Genomic DNA, 20,707 nt, shown 5'->3' on the forward strand with positions numbered 1-20,707 from the left:
TCATTCGAGTCTAGACAAAATGACACCAAATGAGTTTTACTATGATCAGCTACCCCAACAAAACAAGGTGGCTTAACTAGAGCGGAATATCACTTATAAATACGCTTTTAGTTGTTCAAACAAGTGGAACCACCTCTTACTTCAAGAAAATCATCTATTAAATTGAGTAAATCTAGACTTTTACATTTAGAAAAAAATACCTTATTTACAATGTTATCTTTGTATTCAAAAAAATGATCTTCATATAAAAACCAAGTAAAATAAATAGTATTATTATTCCTTGCTGCCCTTTTACTGAAATCATCAAAGGTTTCTTCTAAAGTGATTCTGTAATTCTCAGATAATAAACCTTTAGGATAGAAAAATTTTTTACAATTTTCATCATTTATCACATTGCTATAATAGTAATTATCATTTAGTAAGTTTTTTAGTGAATTTATAAAGCTAGTCACATAAGTAGGAGAGTCTAAAGTTCCTAGATACTCCCCCTCAATACATAAACGCAATGGGATGAAATTACTATTCTGATAATTTCCATCAAACTCTATAAAAACTTGATCGTTTCCAATTCTATTCATTTGCTATCTACCATTTTTATCAAGTCAGAAGGGACATCAGAAATCTTGATATTTCGTTCCTTTCCTGAGGACGTAATACCTTTTGTCGAACCATTCCAATGGAAATTGCCATTACCATCATCTTGAAACCTATGATAAATGACCTTCCCATCTTTATTTTCAATTGCCCATCTATTTTTTGGATCACTATCAATTTTTACACTGTTTTCCCATAATTTTACATGATTGTCAGGAATTATTGCTTTAGTAGAGTTATAAGGCATATTTCCATCTTTCAAGTCATGATGTCCTGGATTTTCATAATATTGTGTTTCAACATTAATAACTTTATCTTTAGTTGATGGCTTGGTGCCTTCGACTATGTAATTACCAATAGTATTATTACTTTCGTCCTTATGTATGCCTAAAATCAGCAAAAAATCTATTTTTTAAATTCAGTAATATTAATAGGCTGATCTTTGACTAACTCAAGTACTCCTTCACCACCTTTAAAATGAATAGATACACCATCATCATTGCTCAGTAAAATACCGCTACCAGATACAGCACGTTTTAAATGATAAACTGTGTCTGAATTATCTACCATTTCTGCAGTTTCAAAATTATCTGAAGATTTTAATTCAATGGTTAAATCTTGTGGGCCATTAAAATAAATAACTTGTGTTTCTGCAGGTGCATTACTTTGTACTTTTTCTTGGCTCACTTCATTATTTAAATTTGAGTTACATCCCATTAAACCGAATGCAAGTAATGTTGCCCCTAAAATATATTTCATTTTTGTACCTCTTCTAAAAAATTGAAGCAAACTTATACTAATGACTTTAACTTTTGATAAAAAGATGGAATTACACTTTTATACTAAATTTTACTGAAAGTAATGAAGCTAAAGTTGACTAAATAAATCAGGAATTGTCTTCTTTAAAAATTAATGCAAAAAAATATAGCAATATATGTTTCTTTAAATAAAACCTACATACACTCACATTCCTTGATCTTGAATTATTGTACGCTCATGTCATCTTAATTTTTGAATTTCAGCTATGAGTAAAAATAAAATGTACGATGCTCAGGTTTTACAGCAACAATATGAGCAATGGCATGATTTACATCGACAGATGCGAGAAGCGCAGCAAAAATGGCAAGCTGCAGAAAAGCTCTGGCAAGAATTACAGGCCTATTATCAAAGTGAACAATGGCTTGAGGACTATGAAAATGCGCCTGAACTTAGCTGCCGCGAAGGGGAATATTCTATATTATCGCAAGATACGCTATGGAATGCTTTAGAAGAGCGTCGCCAACAGGCAATTGATTGGATGAAACTGAGTTTAAGTGTGATTGAGAATTAAACTTAATCCAAACTTACATCTAATTTATTTTGATCAATAAAACTATCATCACAGTTTTATTCAGTAAATTTACTGCATATTTAATCAGTTATGTTATTTTGAGTTGGTTTGAAGAAATTAAAAACGAGTATCAACATGAAAAAGTTATATAGTGTTTTGGCTGTTTTAAGTGTGGCAACTTTAGCTGCGTGTAGTAATCAGCCTATCAATGAACAAACTCAGGTGCCACAGACCATGCAAAATTGTGTCCCAGAATCTGCTGCGCAGTTAGTTGGTAAAACAGGTTTGACTGAAACACAAATTAAAGCGCTTACCCGAGCTGAAATTGTGAGAATGGTTACACCAGGTCAGCCTGTAACAATGGATTATCGTATGAATCGAGTCACTGTGGTGGTCGATCCGAAAACTAAAATTATTATACAAGCTTCTTGCGGCTAAAAATTTTAAGAAATTTTCTCAATATTACCCTGAAAATTTGCTCTGATTTTCAGGGTTTTGCGTTTTAATCAGCCAATCACTCAAAATTAAAGGACTACAGTGTTAATATATCGGTTGTCATAAAATTTTAGATCAGGTCAGATAATGCACTTATTTATGTGTTTGAAAAATCAAGGAAATACACATTGATGCAAGCCTTGAATATATCGACACGCTTAGGTGGATTCTACTTTTTCTATAAAACCATTGTGGAAAGTTTATTTTTATAAAACCAATAAAAACAAATCGTTATGTTGGTACTTTGCAGGTTTTATAGTGTCACTTTTTTACTTGTAGATTATTTGTAGACTGTTGAGAAACATGCTTAAATCAGTACTGTCTAAGGTATCTGGTATTAAATATGAAACTCAACAAGTCCAATGTTGATGCTATTCCATTGACGACATCAGGTCAAAAAATTTATCGGGATAGTGAGTTAATTGGCTTTGCTGTTCGGGCTACCACCAAATCAAAATCCTATATCATTGAAAGACGAAATGCAGGGGAACTGTACAGGGTGGTACTAGGTAAAACTAATGAAATTTCTACCTTGCCTGCTCGTGCAAAAGCACAAACCATTTTGGCTAAAATTGCCAATGGTGAGTATGTAAAGCCATCTAAAAAACAAGTTGTTAATAACCCACTTGATATTACAGTACAAGAAGCATTGGATATTTATCTAAGCAAAAATGACTTCAAGCCAAAAACAGTCAAACAATACAATAAGTACTTCAATTTGTATTTGCGCTGGTCTAATAGAAAATTATTTGAAATCACGAAGAGTGAAGTTCTAGATAAATTTATTGAGGTAACAAAGTTAAGCCCCTCATGTGCGAATGGTGCTGTATCGCTACTGGGTACGTTGTGGAAATATATGCATGTGCTGTACTCAAGTGATGAGGATCCAATCCTGCGCACAAATCCTGTTGATGTTATTGCTGTAACCAAAGGCTGGAATAAAATTGAGCGTCGTGAAAGGCACTTGGATAAAGATGTTATTCACAAATATTATAATGCCGTTTTGAATTATAAAGATGAGCTGAATTTAGAAAATACTGCTCGATCTAATACGCACCGTGATATTCTTTTATTTGCAATGTATACAGGTTGCCGACGTCAAGAAGTCTGTAAGCTGAAATGGACTGATATCAATTTTAAAGATGGAACAGTTGTATTTAAGGATACAAAAAACGGTGGTGACCATTGGTTTCCAATAGGTGAACACCTATTATCAATTCTGAAAGACCGTTATTTATTGCGTGAGAACGATTGGGTTTTTCCTGCGACAAAAATACCAACGTCTGCAAACATCCATGCCACCTGTGTTGATCGGATTCTAAGAGTTATAGGCGATCAGGTGGATTTCTATGTTTCAATGCACGATTTTAGACGAACTTTTGCCACGATTTGCAATTTACTTCGATTCAATATTTACGTGACCAAGCGATTACTGAATCATACTGCTAGGCCACGTGTTGATGTGACTGGTGGATATGTGCAAATTCCAATGGAAGAACTCAGGGCTTCAATGAACATGGTTGAAGCTGTTTATCAGGGCAAAATTGACTGTTTTAATTATGAAAGTGTTTGGGATGAGCGATTAAAACAAATTAAGGCAGGATAGACCTGCCTTATACATACTGAGCCGTGCACGTTGTTGTGCGGCTTTTTTCGTAGGCCAGTACATCACGTTTTTTATAGGCGATGCGTCGTCCAATTTTTGTATATGGTAACTCAGAACCATCGCAGCGCATTCGTGCCAGTGTCCAAGGGGAGCAACCCAAATATAGCGCCACCACTTCTTGACCAAAATTTTGATCATTTGGAGCGGCTATAAAACTTTCAAGTAATTGCTGTTTTTTACATTCAGCAACTGAATCCAAGTTTTTTAATGCCATCACGACACCTCTCCCAAAGCTTTAACCACACCATACTGGTCATGCTTATTAATATATAAAGCAAGCATGTTGTAGAGCGGATGCACAAAGTGTTTTTGCACACGGATAATGATTCCAGTACCATCAACCTTTCTACTCTTTGTGACCTTGATAACCCATTCAACAAAATCAGAATTTAAATGACGCATATCAACCGCTATTTCATAAAGAGCGCCTGTTTCACCTGGATCTAACACCAAGTCAAAGGGCAACATCTTGTGCAACTCACCAGCAATGAAATTCGCCACGCCGACGTTCGTTTGTTGAATTTCAGTCATTGGCTTGCTCCATTTCAATATCTTCATCGGTAAATTCACGAGATCCTGGAGTCGCAAACTTTTCTGTTGTTCCATATTCTTCCTGCAGATAAGCATTAAAGAATTCAGATTTATCCATCACACGAAAGCCTTCAGGTAGAGCATCTTGAGCTTGCTTAAAGATAGACTCTAATGTTGTTCGAGTAGGATATTGGCCCAAAGGAAGCGACATGGTTACAACTGCTTGCTGCCCAGACTCTTCTTCAACCGCATAAACCTTCATTTCAATTTTAATTGGTGCATTCATTTTCATTTGGCTGACTCCTGTGCTTCAATTGCTATCCAGTGCGTAACATCAACAGGCTCTGTGTATTCATGCCCTGTATCTGGCTCAAAGTATCCTTGCAGAAATTCACCACCCTTAAACACACAATGCTTAATAGCATCAAAAGCAATTACATCTTGACCGTCGCTCGGCAACTCATCTTCGACCGAAATCCATTTCGGCACCGCTTGGGCTTTAGCCGACAACCACATCGCCCAGCCGTAATTTAACTGTGCTGCAAGTTCTTTTGAGCTTTCGTCAAATAATGAAAGTGCTACATATTCACCATCTTTGAATTTCGCACCACGCAGCAATCTGATATTTTCAGCAATTGCCTCAAACGCTTCACGATTACTATCTTTTTCAATATCCATCACGCCACCTCTTCTTGAGAAAGATGCACACCCACTAAACGGCTACCTTCAACACAAAAATTGACTGTGTTTAAACCGAATACACTTGATAAAAGCTCACTCAGTTGGTCTTGCTGTAGAGTCAATTCGCTTTTACGTGTGACCACTGTTTTAATCTGGTCTTTTAGTAAAGCGATGGCATCAGGCTCACTAGGCTGTGGATCCTGAGCTGGTGTTTCAACAACAGGCTGCACACTAATCACATTTTCTTCAGCAGCTGGTGCCGCAATAACTTCAGTATTCATTTCTTGGCCATTAGTTTTTAATTGGTATTTGTAGCTGCCGAATTTACCAGCACGGATAATTGCACCATCTTTATTGAGCTTATAAATGCTATTGGTGAATTGCTTATCATTCAATTTCAAAGCAGCCATCAGTTCAGGCTTTGTTAAACCTGCAGGAAAGTCATGCAAATATTGCAAAATTGCATCATGAGCCTTTACCTGCACTACTGTTGTGACTTGTTCTGCTTGTGGTTCAGTTGAAATTTTTGCTCTAGCCACACCTGACAGAAAATAAACACCATGCTCTTCTTGCACATCGATCGTTGCTAGGATGTTTTTCACCGTCTTAATACTAAGGCGGCAAACAGTCATTAATTGGTTTGCAGATAAGCCAAGCGGGTCATTCTTTAAAGCATCAATTACTTTGTCTTTTGCTTTTTGTAGAGCTGTCTGCTCATGAAAGCGTCTCATATCAGCAGCTGAATTCATTATTCTCTCCAGTTCGCTTCTTTGAATTTTGCGTCAAGAATTAGGCTGTCAATTTCACCTAAACTCACGTTGTTAAATATGTGCGTCATCTTGATCCCGAACACTGTTAGTGTTCGGGTGATGGTTGAATATGAAAAACTCATGGTGTTAGAGCTGCTTCTTGAGCTTCATACGCTGAATTAATTTGAGCAATTTGCTGTTCAGTCATTTTTGCTGTAAATGGTTCAAAACGGGTCGCCATGACTGTATTCAACGTATCCAAGTCGCTTGCATTGTTGATTTCATCAATCACAGCGGTCACAGATTCAGCAGGGAACATTTGAGCTTCTTTAAGCTCTTTATGTTTGGCTTTGTATGCCTCCCCAATTTCAGATTTGGCAGGCTCGCCCAAATTAAGTGCGGCAATATCAGCACCGATCTGCTTCAAATCATCAAGTGACGTTGCATTATCAATGCGCTGGTAATATGGAGTAAGGTCAATTTCAGTAGCAACAGACTCAACCGCCTGCTTCTTGGCCATACGTGCTTTTAATGCTGATGAACCACTATTTGCTTTTGCTGTGCTTGTTTCAGGTGTAACCGCAGCAGGGGTAATATCAATTTCCTTGTCCTTTTCTTCCTCAGCAATCGCCATACCTTTGAGCACATCAGGGAAGACATCACGTAAAGCATAAGAGCGTGCACGTAATTTCATCATGCGCTTTGGATACTGTGTCCAAGGTCCTTGCTTACCTGATAAGCCAGCTTTTTTGGCATCTTCCATGCTGAACTCAGAAACGGTTGGCTCTTCGCCTTTGCGTTTTACTGTGCAAATTGCCTTGGTACCATCTTCTGAAAGTTCTTCACGGATGAAGTCAAGTAAGCCTGAGCTGCGCACCAACGCAAGCATTGCATCACCCCAGATAGAAGGGCGACCATTAATTACAGCAATGTTTTGCATTGCTTGAAGTGGCTGCAATCCGATTTCAGCACCCCATTGCATAGCAACAAGAATGTTGCCAGGCTTACGCTGATAATCCTTTGGCACAATGTCAGAACCCGCCAAAAGGTCAGCAATCTGCATTGCTTCTTGTAGTGATGTTGGAGTTAAAAAGTTAACCGCAGTGTTTTGAGTTGTTGTAATGTTGCTCATGGTTCTGTCCTTTCAATATGGGTTAAGCCACACGCAAAACGCGAGTGCTAGAGGTCTTTAAAAACTGTTCGTAAATATCAGGATGTGCAGCCTTTAATGCTTTGCTGTCTAAGGTGTTGCGTTCCTGATACTTGAATGTGGCCAAACGCTTTTCTTCAGCAATAATCATTTCTGCATCTTCCATACGTGTGCAGATCTGCAGCTTGAGTTGGTCAAGCTCGGCTGTAGCTTCCTTGATGTTGCTGTTGAGTTCTTTGTATTCGGTGATGATCTGCGCCAGCTCGCTATCAGCTTCCACAGCCTGATCAGGATTGTGTTTTGCCCAACGATGCAAGACATCATCAAATGTGGTTGGCGCTGGTGGTACGTCTTCCAACACATGCTCATGCCAAAACTCAGAACATTGCTCGACAAGCATTTCAAACAATTCAGGGTCGAAAGCAATTTGGTAGGTACGGAACTTTTGACCACCGATCAGCACACCTAAACCGCAAAGTGATGCACCTGTAATACCCATGTACCACTGGCATTGAGTCAGGTAATAGTCAGGTACCGATTCGGTTTGCTCATCACCCCAAAGTTTTGCCAAGTATTGGTTTGCAGTCTTGCACTCAAGGATTCGGTCTGTGGTTAGCTTTCCATTTTTGATGCGCACATTACCTGCTATTTCAGGATTAATGATTGCACGGTCGATATTGGCACGCATCCAGTTTTGTTCAGGGTGAGCGATCGTTGCATTAACACGCTGCACCTTAACGCCATTCCGTTTGGCATACTCTTTGGCCACAATGTCTTCTAAAGTGTTGCCCCAGTAAGCAGCCTCGGATTGAGAATCTTCAAGTTCAGACCGTGAAGTTTTATCAAGCCACAATTGATACGGTGATTTGTACTTGCTCAAACCAAGGATTGCCGCCACATCTGAACCACCAATGCCTAAACGACGAGACTCAAGCCATGCTTGGCGAGCGTTTTCAGCACTTTGTAAATTAACTGCAGTATTCATATTTAGTCCCCTTGATATGCGCCACAAACGCTTTTACGTGGGTAAATTTCAGAACGCACAAAGCCACAAGTTATTTGTGCAGGCATTTGGTTGATAGGGGTTAACCACATCGGGAAATAAGAGTTCAAATCCACCCACTGACCACCATCAAATTTTTGATTCGAGTCTTTGCGGTAATACTCAAGCGCTTCACCATTCACTAAAGCGTGATGTGTTGCGCCAGCTGGAGGTGCTACTTTCGGAGTGAAGATACTCATCAAACACCCCCTACAATCGCAGCATTAATTTTTTGAATTTCGTAGCGATCTATTTCAGCGTTTACTGACTCGTTGAAGCGAATCACGTTGATAACTTCCATTTCTGCAACAGATGCGTCATCAAGTTTGTATTCAACATAAACGTCAGCATCATCAGCCTTGATACGTGCCGTGCAATATTCATCAGCGCAGAAGCTGTTTTGCATTTGGTATGAGCTGCTATAAAAATGCTCAGTAGGTTGCTCTTTGGCAGGCTGTACCGCATACGCTGCGAACATCCCTGAGCCAACAAGTAGTGCGAATAACGCAGCCTTGAATGATTTTTGAAGTTTTGCCATAATGACCTCGTTGTATTCGAGCCCGCTAGATTTCCAGTCCCTGCGGGCTTTTTGTTGTTTACGAGGTAAAGCATACTTTACTAATTGCAAGTTGTAAAGAGTGCTTTACTTATTATTTTTAAGCAAACTTTACTTTTATTTTCTATAGGCAATAAAAAACCCGCTCAAGGCGGGCATTTGGGTTATTTGTTTTTATAAATCCAACTCCCTATAAAAATAAAAATTCTTATGAAAATTGGATTAAACCACGTCATTAAAACACCTAAGGCTATGAGATAAGGATAGGATGCATAAAACCCATCGTATTTAAATTCGGGTGGTCGCTCAAATACAGTGAAAAAGTAGTATTTGACTCCCTCATAAAACCAGTAATTAACTTTTACTGAATATGCGAAAGATAGGATCAACCCAAGTAATATAATTAATAAGCCAATCCTTTGAACTGGTTTGTAAGTTCCATAGTTCCAAAATTTTTTAAGCATTCGGCCCCCTTATAACTCCCTGGTAAATCTAACAACTACACCTAGAACTTTAATGTCATGTTTTTGAGAATCTAGAACAGGAAAATCATTGTTGTGAGGTATGAGCTCAAATTGTGCCTCACCATCATCATCATATCCTGTTACTCGATATCTCCTAAAAACCACAGTATTTCCTTCACAGAGGGCTAACACGTAGCCGCCTGGGTTGGGTAATTTATAAGGATCAATAATCAATCTATCCCCAACCTCAAAGATAGGCGACATGCTCTGATCTACTACTTTAACTATAAAGACAGATTCGCTATCTAAACCCTCATAGTTAGTAGCAATATATTCTTCAGGGGTAATCTGACCATTAATATATTCACGCCATTTCTGTGTTTGATCCATGCTCAGCACTGGTGCATCAATACTATTTGATTTAATTGTTATAGAAAGCTTAGAAGGATTAGCAGTCAGCATAGGTGCATTACCACCAGCAAGCCATTTGTGATTTACGCCTAAAAATTCTGCGGCTCTTGAAAGGTTGGCACCTTCCAAATTTTTGGTGGGACCATTAAACCATTGACCAATACTGGCTTTGCTCACTTTGCAATATTCAGCCATTTCGGTGTTTTTTAATTTCTTACCGAAAGCGCTTTCGTAATGCTGCCGCGCCAAAGCCATTCGATCCTGAAGATTAGCCATCCGATTGCCCTCGCTCTAAGTAAAGCTAGCTTAACTTTTTAAAAGTAAAGTGTGCTTGCGTATAGTTAGTAAAGTGTGCTTTACTATTAGAAAGCGTACTTTACGGAGTTATGTCATGCATATCGTTATGAAAACTTCCGATGCTCTTGCAATTTTCAAAACCAAAGTTCGAATCGCCCAAGAAATCGGAATTACCAAACAGGCTGTAAGTCAATGGGGTGAAACAGTCCCAGACGAATCAGCGTTAAAGCTCCTAAGAAAGAAGCCAGAAATTCCACACCGGGAAGTAAGTGAGAAAATTCCCGCCTAAAGAGGTGTTTTTATGAGTCTTGAAAAGAAATCCACGCATGTTCGTTTGTCTCCGGAGATTCATGAGCGAGCTAAAACACTCGCCATGATCAAGGGTAAAGATCTTGCCCAATACCTAGCGTTTCTTCTTGAAAAAGAAATCGTTGGTGAGTGGCATGTTCTTAATGTACAGGCGAAATCTTTTGAGCGCTTGGGATTAGCAGCTTTGGTGCGGGATATCTCATCCGAGATTAGTTTTGTAGAGGGATTTGAAGGGAATTCAGATCATCTAGAAGAAGAAAAAGCCTGATGGTTGAGATCAGGCTTTTGGTATTCAAAACTTAGAGGGCATTGAATGAACACAAATTTAGCACATGAACCACCACTACCTCAAGGGCAAGTAGTTCATTTCCCAAAAAATGAGCGCAAAGCTATGTCGAATAAAGAAGAGCGCTACACCAAGATGCCTAACATGTTAATTGATAGTCGGATTATGGCTCAGTTAAACGATAAGGCATTTAAGTGTTTAATGTTTGTCATGCGCCAAACCATAGGGTTTGATCGCGCATCACATCCAATTGCTATTACTCAATTTCAAAAGTATTGCGGAATTAAAAAACGCGACACGGTTATGTCATGTATTCGCGATCTGGAAGAACTTGGTTTGATCAAAGTTGAGAGAACAACAGGCTGTCTAAATGAATATTTATTCACTCCTGACCAGTACCGAGAAAAGGGGCTAGTACCAAATGAGGGTAGTACCCTTAAAGGTGACGGGACTAGTACCACCAAACGGGACGGGACTAGTACTGCGAAAGGTGACGGGACTAGTACCACCAAACGGGACGGGACTAGTACCGCGAAAGGTGACGGGACTAGTACCGTTGAACGGGGCACTATTAAAGAAACACTTAAAGAAACATTTAAAGAAAACTTTAAAGAGAGAAACACCCAGCAAAATCCAGTAGATCAGGTATTGAATCTCTGGACACCAGATTTGCATTCTTTGAATTCTTGGTTGCAGCGATCAGGTGAAATGCCAATGACACAAGATCAAGTGAATCAGGTTTTGCTGGAGGTCAATGCGCATTACGAGCAAAAGTTTAAATCTGGGCTGATTACAGAAACTCAGATGTATTCAAATTTTGTGAAATGGATTAAGCGAAAGTTTTCACGCAATACAAATACCCACCAACACAAACAAAGCCAAGTTAGCACTTCACGAAACGTCAACGACGCATGGGGCGATGTAACTCAGTATGCGCCTTGCTCAACTGACGATATCGATTTGGGGGACCTTGTATGAACTCAATTGCAGCACTAGCAGGATTTAATTTCCAAGTGAGTAGTGACATTTGTCCCATCCACGGTGAACTCAAAATCAAAGCGGGCAGTAGTTTGGTTTGTGGAACCTGTGCAAAAGAAAATGTGATTCAAAGCAACCTTGAACACCAAAAAGCAGTTGATGCCATGGTGCGTAAAAAACACTTTGAAGGTGCCAAACTCCCAAGCCGACACGCCAAAAGTGGATTCAACGAGTACATCACTCAAAACGATGGCCAAAGAAATGCCAAAGAGCTTTGCGTGAAATACACCAAGGATTTTATTACGGGCCTTACACGTAATTTGATCATGGTTGGGCGTACTGGCGCAGGTAAAACGCATCTGTCTTGCGCCGTGGCTCGAAACGCTTTGGACAAGGGCAAATTTGCAAGATACATCACATCTGAAGACATGGCGGCAGAAATTGCCAATGCATGGACTAAGCCCGATGACAACGAAGCTCAAGCGGTTTACCGATTCACTGAGTATGACTTACTGATTTTGGATGAATACGGTTTGCATGATCGGCATGAGAACAGACTGCAGCTGGTGCATAAGGTGCTGTATGCACGTTATGACGATGGCAAGCCAACAATGCTCATTTCAAATTTTACGTTAGAAGAATTGCGCAAAGATTTGGGTGATCGACTGTGGTCCCGTTTTCAGCATGACGGTTTGGATGTTGTGGAATGCAACTGGGAAGATCAGCGAATAGGGGGTGCAGTGTGAAGCATCCTAAAGATTTTTCAACAATGGATTTGGTTGGGAGTAAGGGTATATCGCAGTTAACACGCGGTATCGCAGTTCTAATTTTTATTAAAAACACCAAAGTGGCATCAGCTGACGTGATTCGAGCGCAAGTATTGCCAGGCATGTCAAAGAGATCGGTGCAGCGATATTTAACAAACTTGGAAAGCATGGGTTTAGTGCGTCGCATTGGCTATGTAAACACTGGTTATCGCTATTACTTGTCAGGTATGGCCAAAGAATTATTTGAGGTAAAGGCGTGACAACTGAAAAGCAAATGTATTTGTTGGTTTCGATCATTATTGCGGTGGCGTTTGCTGCGGCAACTGGTGATAGCACAGGTTTTGCATATAGCCGAATTATTTGGAGCGAGTGATGGATTACAAAATTGGGGACAAGGTTGTTTTTGAAAAGTTTGCCGATACAGGTCTCTATCGAGTGATTGGTTGGAGAATTACTGACGACTTGATCTGTATTGAGTGCCTCAAGGGGTTTACGCGTAAGGTGCATGAAGATCATTTGCGCCACGCCACGTTAGGTGAAATCCGTGCTGGTCACCGTATTGATACAAATACCGATTATGTGAGTGACATCAAAAATCACATTTCACCGATGACGATTGTGCGGGGTGATTTATGAGTTTGAAAGTTATTTATCTAATCGTATTCATTGGGTTTGCGGTGGATGCATATCTCAATTCTAGCTCGACAAATTTATTAATCGCTGGGATTGGTTTGGGTGCAATTGCACGGGATTTGTTTGTCTCATTTTTTGGGGATTGAGAATGAAAGCAAATGAGTTTGTGAAGAAGTTTGGATTTGAACATGCCAAGTATTTATTAGAGGACACAACACTAGAATATTTTGCAGTTCATAGTCAGTGTGCGGGTAAATATTTTGAAGATACGGTTTGTGTTAATGATCTAAAACGCCTTGTAGAGTCGCATGAGTTGGTTGAATCGTTTGGTGGTTTGGATGCGGCAAAAAAAGAATTAAATCGCCTTTCAGTTTTGCGCTGGATTAATCCTGAGACAGAAAAGTTGCGTGCAGCCATTGCAGATGTGGAGAGCTGCCAATGAACGACTTCAAAGAATGGCTGAAAACAACGCCTGAATATCAAACATTAGTTTTCCAACACGGTGAGCGTCTATTCATCCAGCGTGATGGCGAGTTTGAAATTTTGACAGTGCGCTTGGCGTATCGGGTTTGGTGTGAAAAGCAAGTGCGGATTGATGAACTTAAAACCCAACTCACCAACATGGAGCAGTGCTATATCCAGCTCAAGCAAGAACACAATGGGCTAATCGCATTCAACACTGTGCAGGATCGTAAGCAGAAAGCTGCGGAAAAAGTCGCTGAGAAATATAAGCGAAAAGTTTTAATGATTGCTGATCTTTTACGTGATTCCACTGACAAGGATATGACATTGAAAGCCATTCAAACAGTCATAGAACGGGTAGGTGAACATGTGTAAATTCTGTGGCCGCTTAAAAGGCGGTTTGGTTTGTGGGTACTGTGGCTGGGTGCCAAGTCGTGTGATGTATGCATTGCGAGGTGCCAGTGACTAGCATCTCGCTTGCTGAATACAGAAAACTTTATGGCGGTGGTCGTAAGACTGCCACCAAGCGTAAAAACAAAGTCAAAGGCGTAAAGGTGGAAAGTGTGGGTGAGGCAGCATTAATCCAGCAGCTCAGAGCGTTAAAAATCGAATTTGTGCAGGAATTTAAATTTCACAACAAACGTAAATGGAGGGCTGATTTTCATATCTCGAATACAAAGCTTTTGATCGAAGTTGAAGGGGGTATCTGGTCAGGTGGCAGGCATACACGGGGCAAGGGCTACATAGGGGACATGGAAAAATACAACGCAGCAACAATGATGGGATTTCAGGTTTTACGGTTCAGTACAGAGCAAGTGACAAGCGGATTTGCAATTAAACAGATTGAAGGGTTGGTGAAGGGATGAATGCGGCAGTGAAAACACAAGTGATGGATTGGTCAAAACACACAATTGAAGAATGGTTAAAGCAATATGGTGCATACATCCAAATATGCCGAATGAAGTCTGGGAATATGCCTGATAATTTGGGCATTAATCAGATTTACTGGCTGATCTGCGAAAACAACAAAGACTACGGTAGTCGTAAAAACCAAATTGTGTGCAGCATTTCGGATGATGAAGCTGAAGAAATACGAAAGTTGATTATTGATATTCAATTCTCGAATCGGATTTGTCAGTCAGCAAAGGTAGCGGTGAAGTTGTTTATTGAGAAGAATGTGCGAGGGTTGTCACTTGATCAGATGGTGCGTGAATTTACTTTGAGTCGAAGCTCAATTAACAACATGGTTTATGCAGGAAAGTTTTATTTAGCAGGGCATGATAAAAGACTGAGAATTGATTAAATAACTTGCATTTAAATGCGAATATGCTATTTTGTGTTAAGTGGTCGAAGTGTTAGTTAAGCACTTGATCGGAAAGAAGCTCATCAAAAAGTGGGCTTTTTTCATAATAAATATTGGTCAATATTTTATTTATATAATAGAATTGTAAACTATTGTAATTAAACTGAATTGACATAATTATGTTAAAAATAGTCTTTGCTTTATTAATGATAGGTTTTTTTTCCGCGAAAGCGAATGCAGAATGGGAAAGTGTAGGTTCTACAAATGAACACATTTACCTTATAGACCCTGATAAAATTCGAACAGCATCTGAGTATGGAAAGTCTTATTTAAAAGTTTGGGTTAAACTGGTCATTTATAATGATATTACCAAGGATGGACTTTCTGTAGGTGATTATCAAATTGATTTAATGCATATAGATTGCAATGCATTAACTTCGGGATTGAAGTCTTATTCAAAGTATAAAAAGAATGGCAACTTGGTAAATTCTCGTCAGCTAACCTATGTAGAGATGAGAGATGTTATTCCAAATTCAGCTGGAGAAGGTATCTTAGAAAAAGCATGTCAATATCAGTAAATGAAGAAGTAAATGTTAGAAGCTCATCGAAAGGTGGGCTTTTTTAATGCATTGAGAAATGTTCTGTGAAAGCAATATCAAGGCACCCAATGGCGGTTCCTATTAATTTCTAGTGGTTTTTAAATTGATTACCGCCACCCAAATTCAGGAGAGCAAAATGCTCCAATTCTTAAAACGATTGTTTTGTATTCATTCATACGACTATGAGTCGGATATTTTCGTGCAAATTGAATGCAGAAAGTGCGGTAAAGCAAAGTAACCCTTGCCGCTTCGGTGGCATTTTGCCGAACGGATTACGGCACTCAACCCCGCTACATACTAGATATTGGCGGGGTTTTTCTTTTTTATTGGTGATTACATGACAGACAAAGTACAAGCGAAACAAGACTTAGAATTTTGCAGTGCTGAGCTGTCTAAGCATCAGAATCTCAGTAGATCGGGATTGACGCGGGCAGAGATGCTAGCGATAGACGGCATCATGCGCCGCTTGAAAGATCGTATTAGAAATTTACGGAATGTATTGCTGTGAAACGACCAATGCCGCCTCAAAGCTTACTTGATCTTGACCCTGAAGAACCAGTGGGGTTTGAGCCTGCACAGGAGCTAAAGGCATGGATTTTAAAAACATTCATTGATGAGGATGGTGAGCTACACAACCCTGATCACATGCATATATCGCCGTGGGATGATGATTTATTCATGGTGCTATGGGCATCAAGTGGATTTAAAAAGTCTGAAAAAATTGTTCTGGGTCAGACTGAAAAGTTTGCACCGATGGCGGGCGGCTGGCGAAAGTTGCGTCAAGAAAAACAGATGATTGATTGGTTTGGTTGTGTGCCGAATTTCATCATCACAATTGATGCTTGGTTTGCACACAAAGCCAATGATACTGATTTTTGTGCATTGATCGAACATGAGCTGTATCACGTGGGTGCTAAAAAAGATGAAGATGGTAATTACCAAATCAGCCCGTCTACAGGCGAGTATAAATATTATTTGCGACCGCATGATGTAGAAGAATTTCACGGTGTCGTTCAGCGTTACGGTGCATCACCAGACGTTCAAAAAATGGTGGATATTGCAAATGATGGCCCAACAATCGGCAAGGCAAAAATTGCTCATGCATGTGGTACGTGTTTATTGAAGTTGGCTTAAATTTTTTTGCCTGCTTTGTTATACGTTGTTATACGAAGGGGTGTTTATGGCAACACTTAAAGAGCCTGTAAAAATTTTTATAGTTCAGTCTCTTGCTTGTCGTGATACGCCCCAAGAAGTTGCTGAGCTCGTTAAACAAGAATTTAAAATTTCCATAGATCGTGTTCAGGTCGCTTCGTATGACCCAACCAAAGCGGCAGGCAAAAACCTATCAAAAAAATTCGTCGAGCTATTTCATAAAACCCGCGCCGACTTTGATGCTGGCTTAATTGATATCCCGATTGCAAACAAGCATTACCGCTTAAAGCAGTATCAGAAGCAATTAGAGCGCAATGTAAAGAACACAGTGATGTCACTCAAGATTCTTGAACAGGCTGCTAAAGACTGCGGTGGGCAGTTTACAAATAAACAAGAAATCACTGGTAAGGATGGTGGCCCTATTCAACAAGAAGAGATAAATGCGCCACCGAAATACACGCCAGATGAGTTGGCAAAAATGTCCCCACAAGAGCTTTCACGATTAGTAATTAACGGTAAGTTATGACGTACGCTCTGGAAGAAATTGCGCCACTTATTAAAGAGTGGACGATCAATACACGCTTGCCTGAAGTTGTTGCTGAAATGACGCGCCGTTACTACTACAAGGCTATGATTGAACAAAGTGATCTCAGCATTCAGGCTGAAATCTATAAATGTAGGAATGATCCCGCTCACTGGTTTAATCATTGGGTGTGGACGTATGACCCGCGTGGCATGCCGTTTGGTATGCCTGCCAATATCCCTTTTGTGCTTCGACCTAAGCAGGTTGAATTGGTGGATTGGTTGCTTGAGCGTGAGAGCACTCAAACACATGGCCTGATTGAAAAGAGCCGTGACGAAGGGATGAGTTATGTGGTCCTGGGCTTTTACCTGCATCGCTGGTTATTCGTGGAAGGCTTTGCTGGTGGGGTGGGGAGTCGTAAAGAGGAACTGGTCGATAAGAAGGGTGATCCAAAAACGTTACTGCACAAGTTCCGAGATATGTTCTCCAAGATGCCAGACTGGATGAAGCCGAAAGGTTTTGTCGAGAAAGTGCATGACAACTACATGCGGATCATTAACCCGGACAACGGCGCAACCGTTACGGGTGAGGCTGGTGACAACATTGGCCGTGGTGGTCGTACCACGATGTATTTTCTGGATGAATGGGCATTCGTAGAGCGTCAGGAAGCTGTAGACGCTGCAATTTCTCAGAACACCAACGTGCATATTAAGGGATCAACTCCTAATGGTATTGGAGATAAGTTTCACCAGGATCGTTTTAGTGGACGTTACGCCGTCTTTACCATGCCTTGGCGTGCTAATCCAGATAAGAACTGGCAAGTCGAACTACGTGGCAAGCTGATTTATCCGTGGTACGAAAAGCAATTGGCTACGCTGGATGAAGTCGTATTGGCTCAAGAGGTAGATATCAACTATGCGGCATCGGTCGAAGGTGTTCTGATTCCTTCTGCATGGGTGCAAGCTGCTATCGATGCACATAAAAAACTGAATATTCAGCCTACTGGTGACCGGATCGCAGGTCTAGACGTTGCCGACGAAGGTAAGGATAAAAACTCCATTGCAGATCGCCACGGCGTTGTACTGAAGTATTTGGATACTTGGTCAGGTAAAGGTGATGACATCTTTGGGACGACTCAAAAAGCTATGGACCATTGTCAGGATAGAGGCATCAATACGATGTTTTATGATGCTGATGGACTTGGTGCTGGTGTACGCGGTGATGCCCGTGTCATCAATGAGAAGAATTTAGAAACAGGACAGCGAGAAATTATTGTTGAGCCATTCCGTGGTTCAGGCGCCGTCCATGATCCTGAAGGTGAAATTGTTGAGAAACGCCAAAACAAGGACTTCTTTGCCAATCTTAAAGCTCAGTCATGGTGGTGGCTGCGTTTACGCTTCCAGGAGACATTCCGAGCATTAGAAGGCCGTGATTATGATCCTGAGTTCATTATCTCGCTATCCAGTGAAGATATAGACCCAAAGGAGTTGGCATTGCTCACTACTGAACTATCACAGCCGACTTATACCAAAAACGGCTCTGGCAAGATTCTGGTAAATAAACAACCCGACGGCGCTTCATCTCCAAACCGTGCTGATAGCGTCATGATCTGTTTTAACCCGCAAGTGGCTAATCTCAATGTATGGGATAAGCTTTAAGAGAAAATTATGGGAATATTTAAATTTACGGCCGATAGTTTTCAAAACTTTGCGGCTCGTGTTGGTTTGGGTGCTGGCAGTCAAAACGATCAGTCTAGTTATGGCTTTAACCTCACTAGTCGTAACCGCCTAAAGCTTGAAGCGATGTACCGCTCAAGTTGGGTGGTAGGTCAAGTGGTTGATGTTGTTGCTGAGGATATGACGCGAGAAGGTATCTCATTACAGGGCTTTGATGATCCGCAGCATGGTGAAGTGATTAACGATACGTTAGACACTTTGCAAGTTTGGGATAAGTTGAGTGATACCATTAAGTGGGGTCGCTTATATGGTGGCGCAATCGCTGTCATGCTGATTGATGGTCAAAATGTATCCACACCATTGAACACCAAAACCATTGGCAAGGACCAGTTTAAAGGTCTGATGGTTTTAGACCGCTGGATGGTACAGCCTACGCTTGAAGATCTGGTCACTGAATATGGTCCAGACTATGGCAGGCCTAAATACTACGATGTATTCCAAGACGCAGCTGGTCTATGTGGTCAGCGTATCCATTACTCACGCGTCATTCGTATCGACGGCGTAAACCTTCCTTACTGGCAGGCAATGACTGAAAACCTTTGGGGTCAATCAGTTGTTGAGCGCTTAGAGGATCGACTCACTGTATTTGATAGCGCCACCATGGGCGCAGGTCAATTGGTCTATAAGGCGCATTTACGTACATATAAGGTAGATGGTCTGCGTGACATTATCGCTACCGGTGGTCGTGCTTTTGAAGGTTTGGTAAAGCAAATCAACCATATTCGCTTATGGCAGTCTAATGAAGGTCTAACCTTGATGGATGCTAAAGACCAGTTTGAAACGCACTCTTACACATTCTCTGGGCTTGATACTTTGTTGCTACAGTTTGGTCAGCAAATTTCAGGTGCTACGCAAATTCCATTGGTGCGTTTGTTTGGTCAATCGCCTGCAGGCCTAAACTCAACGGGTGAATCTGACTTATCCAATTACTACGACAATATCAACCAGCAGCAAGAACGTCGTCTACGCACGCCATTGCACAAGCTTTTAGAAATTGTGTCGCTGTCTACACTTGGAAAGCCTTTGCCCGATTCATTTAAGTTTGATTTCACTAGCCTGTGGCAGATGAGTGAAGAACAGAAATCAAATGTGGCGGAGAAGACAACCAATGCCATTTTGAAGGCTGAAGAACAGGGTGTGATTAGTCGTCATACGGCATTGAAAGAATTACGTCAGGCCAGCAGCTCGACCGGTATTTTCTCTACTATCACGGATGAAGATATCAACGACGCTGAGAATGATCCACCACCACCGATGAGTGAACATGATGAACCACTTCGATCCGAAACGGATGCGACGGATGGAGATCGAGTACAGCCGTCAGCTGCGTAAAATTTCAGGCTATATCGATACGATTGTGAAAGGGTTTGATGTTTATGACCCTCGATCATGGCCTTTAATCCAAGCATCATTAAATCAGTACGCGGATACCTTGCATCATTGGGCTAACAACACGGCTGGACGGATTATGACTGATATCGCCTTACGCGATGAAAAGACATGGCTGATCTATGCGAAAGACCTGTCCTACGGCGTACGTGAGCAGATCAGGAATAGTGATGTTGGTGCTGTTTACCAACAACTGTTATCCGACCAAGTGCGATTGATTAAGTCTCTGCCATTAGATGCAGCTCAACGTGTGCATGATCTATCGACCAGAATGCTGATTGAAGGCGGACGGTCGAAAGAGCTTGCAGGTTTAATCATGGCGAGTGGTCAGGTTTCCATGAGTCGAGCTAATACCATCGCAAGAACAGAGATTAGCCGGGCTGCATCGGCATTTGTTCAATCACGTGCTGAGAATCTTGGCTCTGAAGGATACACCTGGCGAACTTCTGGTGATGTTGATGTTAGGCCAAGTCATAAAGAAATGAATGGCAAGTTTGTGTATTGGAATAAGCCTCCGACATTAGACCGGATGACAGGACATGCAGGCTGTCTTCCTAACTGTCGATGCTATCCAGATCCTGTAATACCACTCGATTGAGTGGTT

32 protein-coding genes are annotated in these 20,707 nt (G+C 40.8%); 19 read left to right on the forward strand and 13 right to left on the reverse strand.

The features are described from left to right. Positions 1 to 107: 107 nt before the first annotated feature. From FTV43_RS12260 to FTV43_RS12270, 3 genes are read right to left on the reverse strand one after another with little or no spacing between them, the layout of a single operon-like run. Positions 108 to 578: a hypothetical protein gene (locus FTV43_RS12260; RefSeq protein WP_179995563.1), complete on the reverse strand. Its 471-nt coding sequence runs from the start codon at positions 576 to 578 to the stop codon at positions 108 to 110. After that, positions 575 to 994 (reverse strand): hypothetical protein, encoded by a 420-nt coding sequence (locus FTV43_RS12265; RefSeq protein ID WP_131260874.1) that lies wholly within the window; start codon positions 992 to 994, stop codon positions 575 to 577. The genes FTV43_RS12260 and FTV43_RS12265 overlap by 4 nt, the downstream gene beginning before the upstream one ends. 5 nt (positions 995 to 999) lie before the next feature. Further along, a complete protein-coding gene (locus tag FTV43_RS12270; protein ID WP_004973479.1) occupies positions 1,000 to 1,353 on the reverse strand; it encodes a hypothetical protein in 354 nt (117 codons plus the stop codon). 265 nt (positions 1,354 to 1,618) lie between these two features. Here FTV43_RS12270 and FTV43_RS12275 point away from each other — a divergent pair, with 265 nt between their 5' ends. From FTV43_RS12275 to FTV43_RS12285, 3 genes are all read left to right on the forward strand, one after another. Continuing rightward, positions 1,619 to 1,924 (forward strand): DUF4298 domain-containing protein, encoded by a 306-nt coding sequence (locus tag FTV43_RS12275; RefSeq protein ID WP_096901595.1) that lies wholly within the window; start codon positions 1,619 to 1,621, stop codon positions 1,922 to 1,924. 135 nt (positions 1,925 to 2,059) lie between these two features. After that, positions 2,060 to 2,362: an I78 family peptidase inhibitor gene (locus FTV43_RS12280; RefSeq protein ID WP_004973483.1), complete on the forward strand. Its 303-nt coding sequence runs from the start codon at positions 2,060 to 2,062 to the stop codon at positions 2,360 to 2,362. 400 nt (positions 2,363 to 2,762) lie between these two features. After that, entirely contained in the window at positions 2,763 to 4,025 is a 1,263-nt protein-coding gene (locus FTV43_RS12285) for an integrase family protein (protein WP_179995564.1), read from the forward strand. A gap of 7 nt (positions 4,026 to 4,032) precedes the next feature. Here FTV43_RS12285 and FTV43_RS12290 read toward each other — a convergent pair whose 3' ends face one another. The 10 genes from FTV43_RS12290 to FTV43_RS12335 form a co-directional block, all read right to left on the reverse strand. After that, complete coding sequence (locus FTV43_RS12290) at positions 4,033 to 4,299, reverse strand: helix-turn-helix domain-containing protein (protein WP_104852053.1); 267 nt, start codon at positions 4,297 to 4,299, stop codon at positions 4,033 to 4,035. Further along, complete coding sequence (locus FTV43_RS12295; protein ID WP_179995565.1) at positions 4,299 to 4,616, reverse strand: hypothetical protein; 318 nt, start codon at positions 4,614 to 4,616, stop codon at positions 4,299 to 4,301. The genes FTV43_RS12290 and FTV43_RS12295 overlap by 1 nt, the downstream gene beginning before the upstream one ends. Further along, a complete protein-coding gene (locus tag FTV43_RS12300) occupies positions 4,609 to 4,908 on the reverse strand; it encodes a hypothetical protein (protein ID WP_154320521.1) in 300 nt (99 codons plus the stop codon). The genes FTV43_RS12295 and FTV43_RS12300 overlap by 8 nt, the downstream gene beginning before the upstream one ends. After that, positions 4,905 to 5,294, reverse strand: coding sequence for a DUF551 domain-containing protein (locus FTV43_RS12305; RefSeq protein WP_179995566.1), 390 nt, complete (start codon positions 5,292 to 5,294; stop codon positions 4,905 to 4,907). Before FTV43_RS12305 ends, FTV43_RS12300 begins: the two co-directional genes overlap by 4 nt. Further along, entirely contained in the window at positions 5,294 to 6,046 is a 753-nt protein-coding gene (locus tag FTV43_RS12310) for a hypothetical protein (protein ID WP_179995567.1), read from the reverse strand. The genes FTV43_RS12305 and FTV43_RS12310 overlap by 1 nt, the downstream gene beginning before the upstream one ends. A gap of 139 nt (positions 6,047 to 6,185) precedes the next feature. Next, positions 6,186 to 7,178, reverse strand: coding sequence for a recombinase RecT (locus FTV43_RS12315; protein WP_179995568.1), 993 nt, complete (start codon positions 7,176 to 7,178; stop codon positions 6,186 to 6,188). 22 nt (positions 7,179 to 7,200) lie between these two features. Next, on the reverse strand, positions 7,201 to 8,181 hold the full coding sequence (locus FTV43_RS12320) for a YqaJ viral recombinase family protein (protein ID WP_179995569.1): 981 nt from the start codon (positions 8,179 to 8,181) through the stop codon (positions 7,201 to 7,203). A 2-nt stretch (positions 8,182 to 8,183) separates the two neighbouring features. After that, positions 8,184 to 8,438, reverse strand: coding sequence for a hypothetical protein (locus FTV43_RS12325; RefSeq protein WP_179995570.1), 255 nt, complete (start codon positions 8,436 to 8,438; stop codon positions 8,184 to 8,186). Beyond that, positions 8,438 to 8,776, reverse strand: coding sequence for a hypothetical protein (locus FTV43_RS12330; protein WP_179995571.1), 339 nt, complete (start codon positions 8,774 to 8,776; stop codon positions 8,438 to 8,440). The genes FTV43_RS12325 and FTV43_RS12330 overlap by 1 nt, the downstream gene beginning before the upstream one ends. Before the next feature lie 491 nt (positions 8,777 to 9,267). Continuing rightward, positions 9,268 to 9,945 carry a S24 family peptidase gene (locus tag FTV43_RS12335; RefSeq protein ID WP_179995572.1) on the reverse strand — a complete coding sequence of 226 codons (678 nt, stop codon included), beginning with the start codon at positions 9,943 to 9,945 and terminating at the stop codon, positions 9,268 to 9,270. Between the two features lie 115 nt (positions 9,946 to 10,060). Between FTV43_RS12335 and FTV43_RS12340 the strand changes: the two genes are divergently transcribed. The 16 genes from FTV43_RS12340 to FTV43_RS12415 all read left to right on the forward strand — a co-directional run bounded on the left by FTV43_RS12340 (position 10,061) and on the right by FTV43_RS12415 (position 20,701). Then, entirely contained in the window at positions 10,061 to 10,255 is a 195-nt protein-coding gene (locus FTV43_RS12340) for a Cro/CI family transcriptional regulator (RefSeq protein WP_179995573.1), read from the forward strand. A 12-nt stretch (positions 10,256 to 10,267) separates the two neighbouring features. Further along, a complete protein-coding gene (locus FTV43_RS12345; protein ID WP_179995574.1) occupies positions 10,268 to 10,543 on the forward strand; it encodes a hypothetical protein in 276 nt (91 codons plus the stop codon). Between the two features lie 45 nt (positions 10,544 to 10,588). Continuing rightward, the gene (locus tag FTV43_RS12350; RefSeq protein WP_179995575.1) at positions 10,589 to 11,539 is read left to right on the forward strand and encodes a replication protein; all 951 of its coding nucleotides are present in this window, start codon (positions 10,589 to 10,591) and stop codon (positions 11,537 to 11,539) included. Beyond that, positions 11,536 to 12,285 (forward strand): ATP-binding protein, encoded by a 750-nt coding sequence (locus FTV43_RS12355; RefSeq protein WP_179995576.1) that lies wholly within the window; start codon positions 11,536 to 11,538, stop codon positions 12,283 to 12,285. The genes FTV43_RS12350 and FTV43_RS12355 overlap by 4 nt, the downstream gene beginning before the upstream one ends. Beyond that, positions 12,282 to 12,566: a hypothetical protein gene (locus tag FTV43_RS12360; protein WP_368856084.1), complete on the forward strand. Its 285-nt coding sequence runs from the start codon at positions 12,282 to 12,284 to the stop codon at positions 12,564 to 12,566. Before FTV43_RS12355 ends, FTV43_RS12360 begins: the two co-directional genes overlap by 4 nt. Positions 12,567 to 12,678: 112 nt before the next feature. Further along, positions 12,679 to 12,942, forward strand: a complete 264-nt coding sequence (locus FTV43_RS12365; RefSeq protein WP_179995577.1) for a hypothetical protein — start codon at positions 12,679 to 12,681, stop codon at positions 12,940 to 12,942. A gap of 145 nt (positions 12,943 to 13,087) precedes the next feature. Then, positions 13,088 to 13,381 carry a hypothetical protein gene (locus tag FTV43_RS12370; protein ID WP_179995578.1) on the forward strand — a complete coding sequence of 98 codons (294 nt, stop codon included), beginning with the start codon at positions 13,088 to 13,090 and terminating at the stop codon, positions 13,379 to 13,381. Further along, on the forward strand, positions 13,378 to 13,776 hold the full coding sequence (locus FTV43_RS16025) for a hypothetical protein (RefSeq protein ID WP_257224114.1): 399 nt from the start codon (positions 13,378 to 13,380) through the stop codon (positions 13,774 to 13,776). The genes FTV43_RS12370 and FTV43_RS16025 overlap by 4 nt, the downstream gene beginning before the upstream one ends. 86 nt (positions 13,777 to 13,862) lie before the next feature. Further along, positions 13,863 to 14,267: a DUF559 domain-containing protein gene (locus FTV43_RS12380; RefSeq protein WP_179995579.1), complete on the forward strand. Its 405-nt coding sequence runs from the start codon at positions 13,863 to 13,865 to the stop codon at positions 14,265 to 14,267. Continuing rightward, positions 14,264 to 14,704: a hypothetical protein gene (locus FTV43_RS12385; protein ID WP_179995580.1), complete on the forward strand. Its 441-nt coding sequence runs from the start codon at positions 14,264 to 14,266 to the stop codon at positions 14,702 to 14,704. The genes FTV43_RS12380 and FTV43_RS12385 overlap by 4 nt, the downstream gene beginning before the upstream one ends. 179 nt (positions 14,705 to 14,883) lie before the next feature. Further along, entirely contained in the window at positions 14,884 to 15,282 is a 399-nt protein-coding gene (locus FTV43_RS12390; protein WP_179995581.1) for a surface-adhesin E family protein, read from the forward strand. A 525-nt stretch (positions 15,283 to 15,807) separates the two neighbouring features. Then, the gene (locus FTV43_RS12395; RefSeq protein WP_368856085.1) at positions 15,808 to 16,437 is read left to right on the forward strand and encodes a putative metallopeptidase; all 630 of its coding nucleotides are present in this window, start codon (positions 15,808 to 15,810) and stop codon (positions 16,435 to 16,437) included. A gap of 46 nt (positions 16,438 to 16,483) precedes the next feature. Beyond that, a complete protein-coding gene (locus tag FTV43_RS12400; RefSeq protein WP_179995582.1) occupies positions 16,484 to 16,981 on the forward strand; it encodes a DUF2280 domain-containing protein in 498 nt (165 codons plus the stop codon). After that, positions 16,978 to 18,636, forward strand: a complete 1,659-nt coding sequence (locus FTV43_RS12405) for a terminase (protein ID WP_179995583.1) — start codon at positions 16,978 to 16,980, stop codon at positions 18,634 to 18,636. The genes FTV43_RS12400 and FTV43_RS12405 overlap by 4 nt, the downstream gene beginning before the upstream one ends. 9 nt (positions 18,637 to 18,645) lie before the next feature. Beyond that, the gene (locus FTV43_RS12410; protein ID WP_179995584.1) at positions 18,646 to 20,046 is read left to right on the forward strand and encodes a DUF1073 domain-containing protein; all 1,401 of its coding nucleotides are present in this window, start codon (positions 18,646 to 18,648) and stop codon (positions 20,044 to 20,046) included. Beyond that, a complete protein-coding gene (locus tag FTV43_RS12415) occupies positions 20,015 to 20,701 on the forward strand; it encodes a phage minor head protein (protein WP_179995601.1) in 687 nt (228 codons plus the stop codon). The genes FTV43_RS12410 and FTV43_RS12415 overlap by 32 nt, the downstream gene beginning before the upstream one ends. The last annotated feature ends 6 nt before the right edge of the window (positions 20,702 to 20,707 follow it).

It is taken from the genome of Acinetobacter sp. YH16053 (assembly GCF_013417035.1).
Taxonomy (GTDB): domain Bacteria; phylum Pseudomonadota; class Gammaproteobacteria; order Pseudomonadales; family Moraxellaceae; genus Acinetobacter; species Acinetobacter towneri.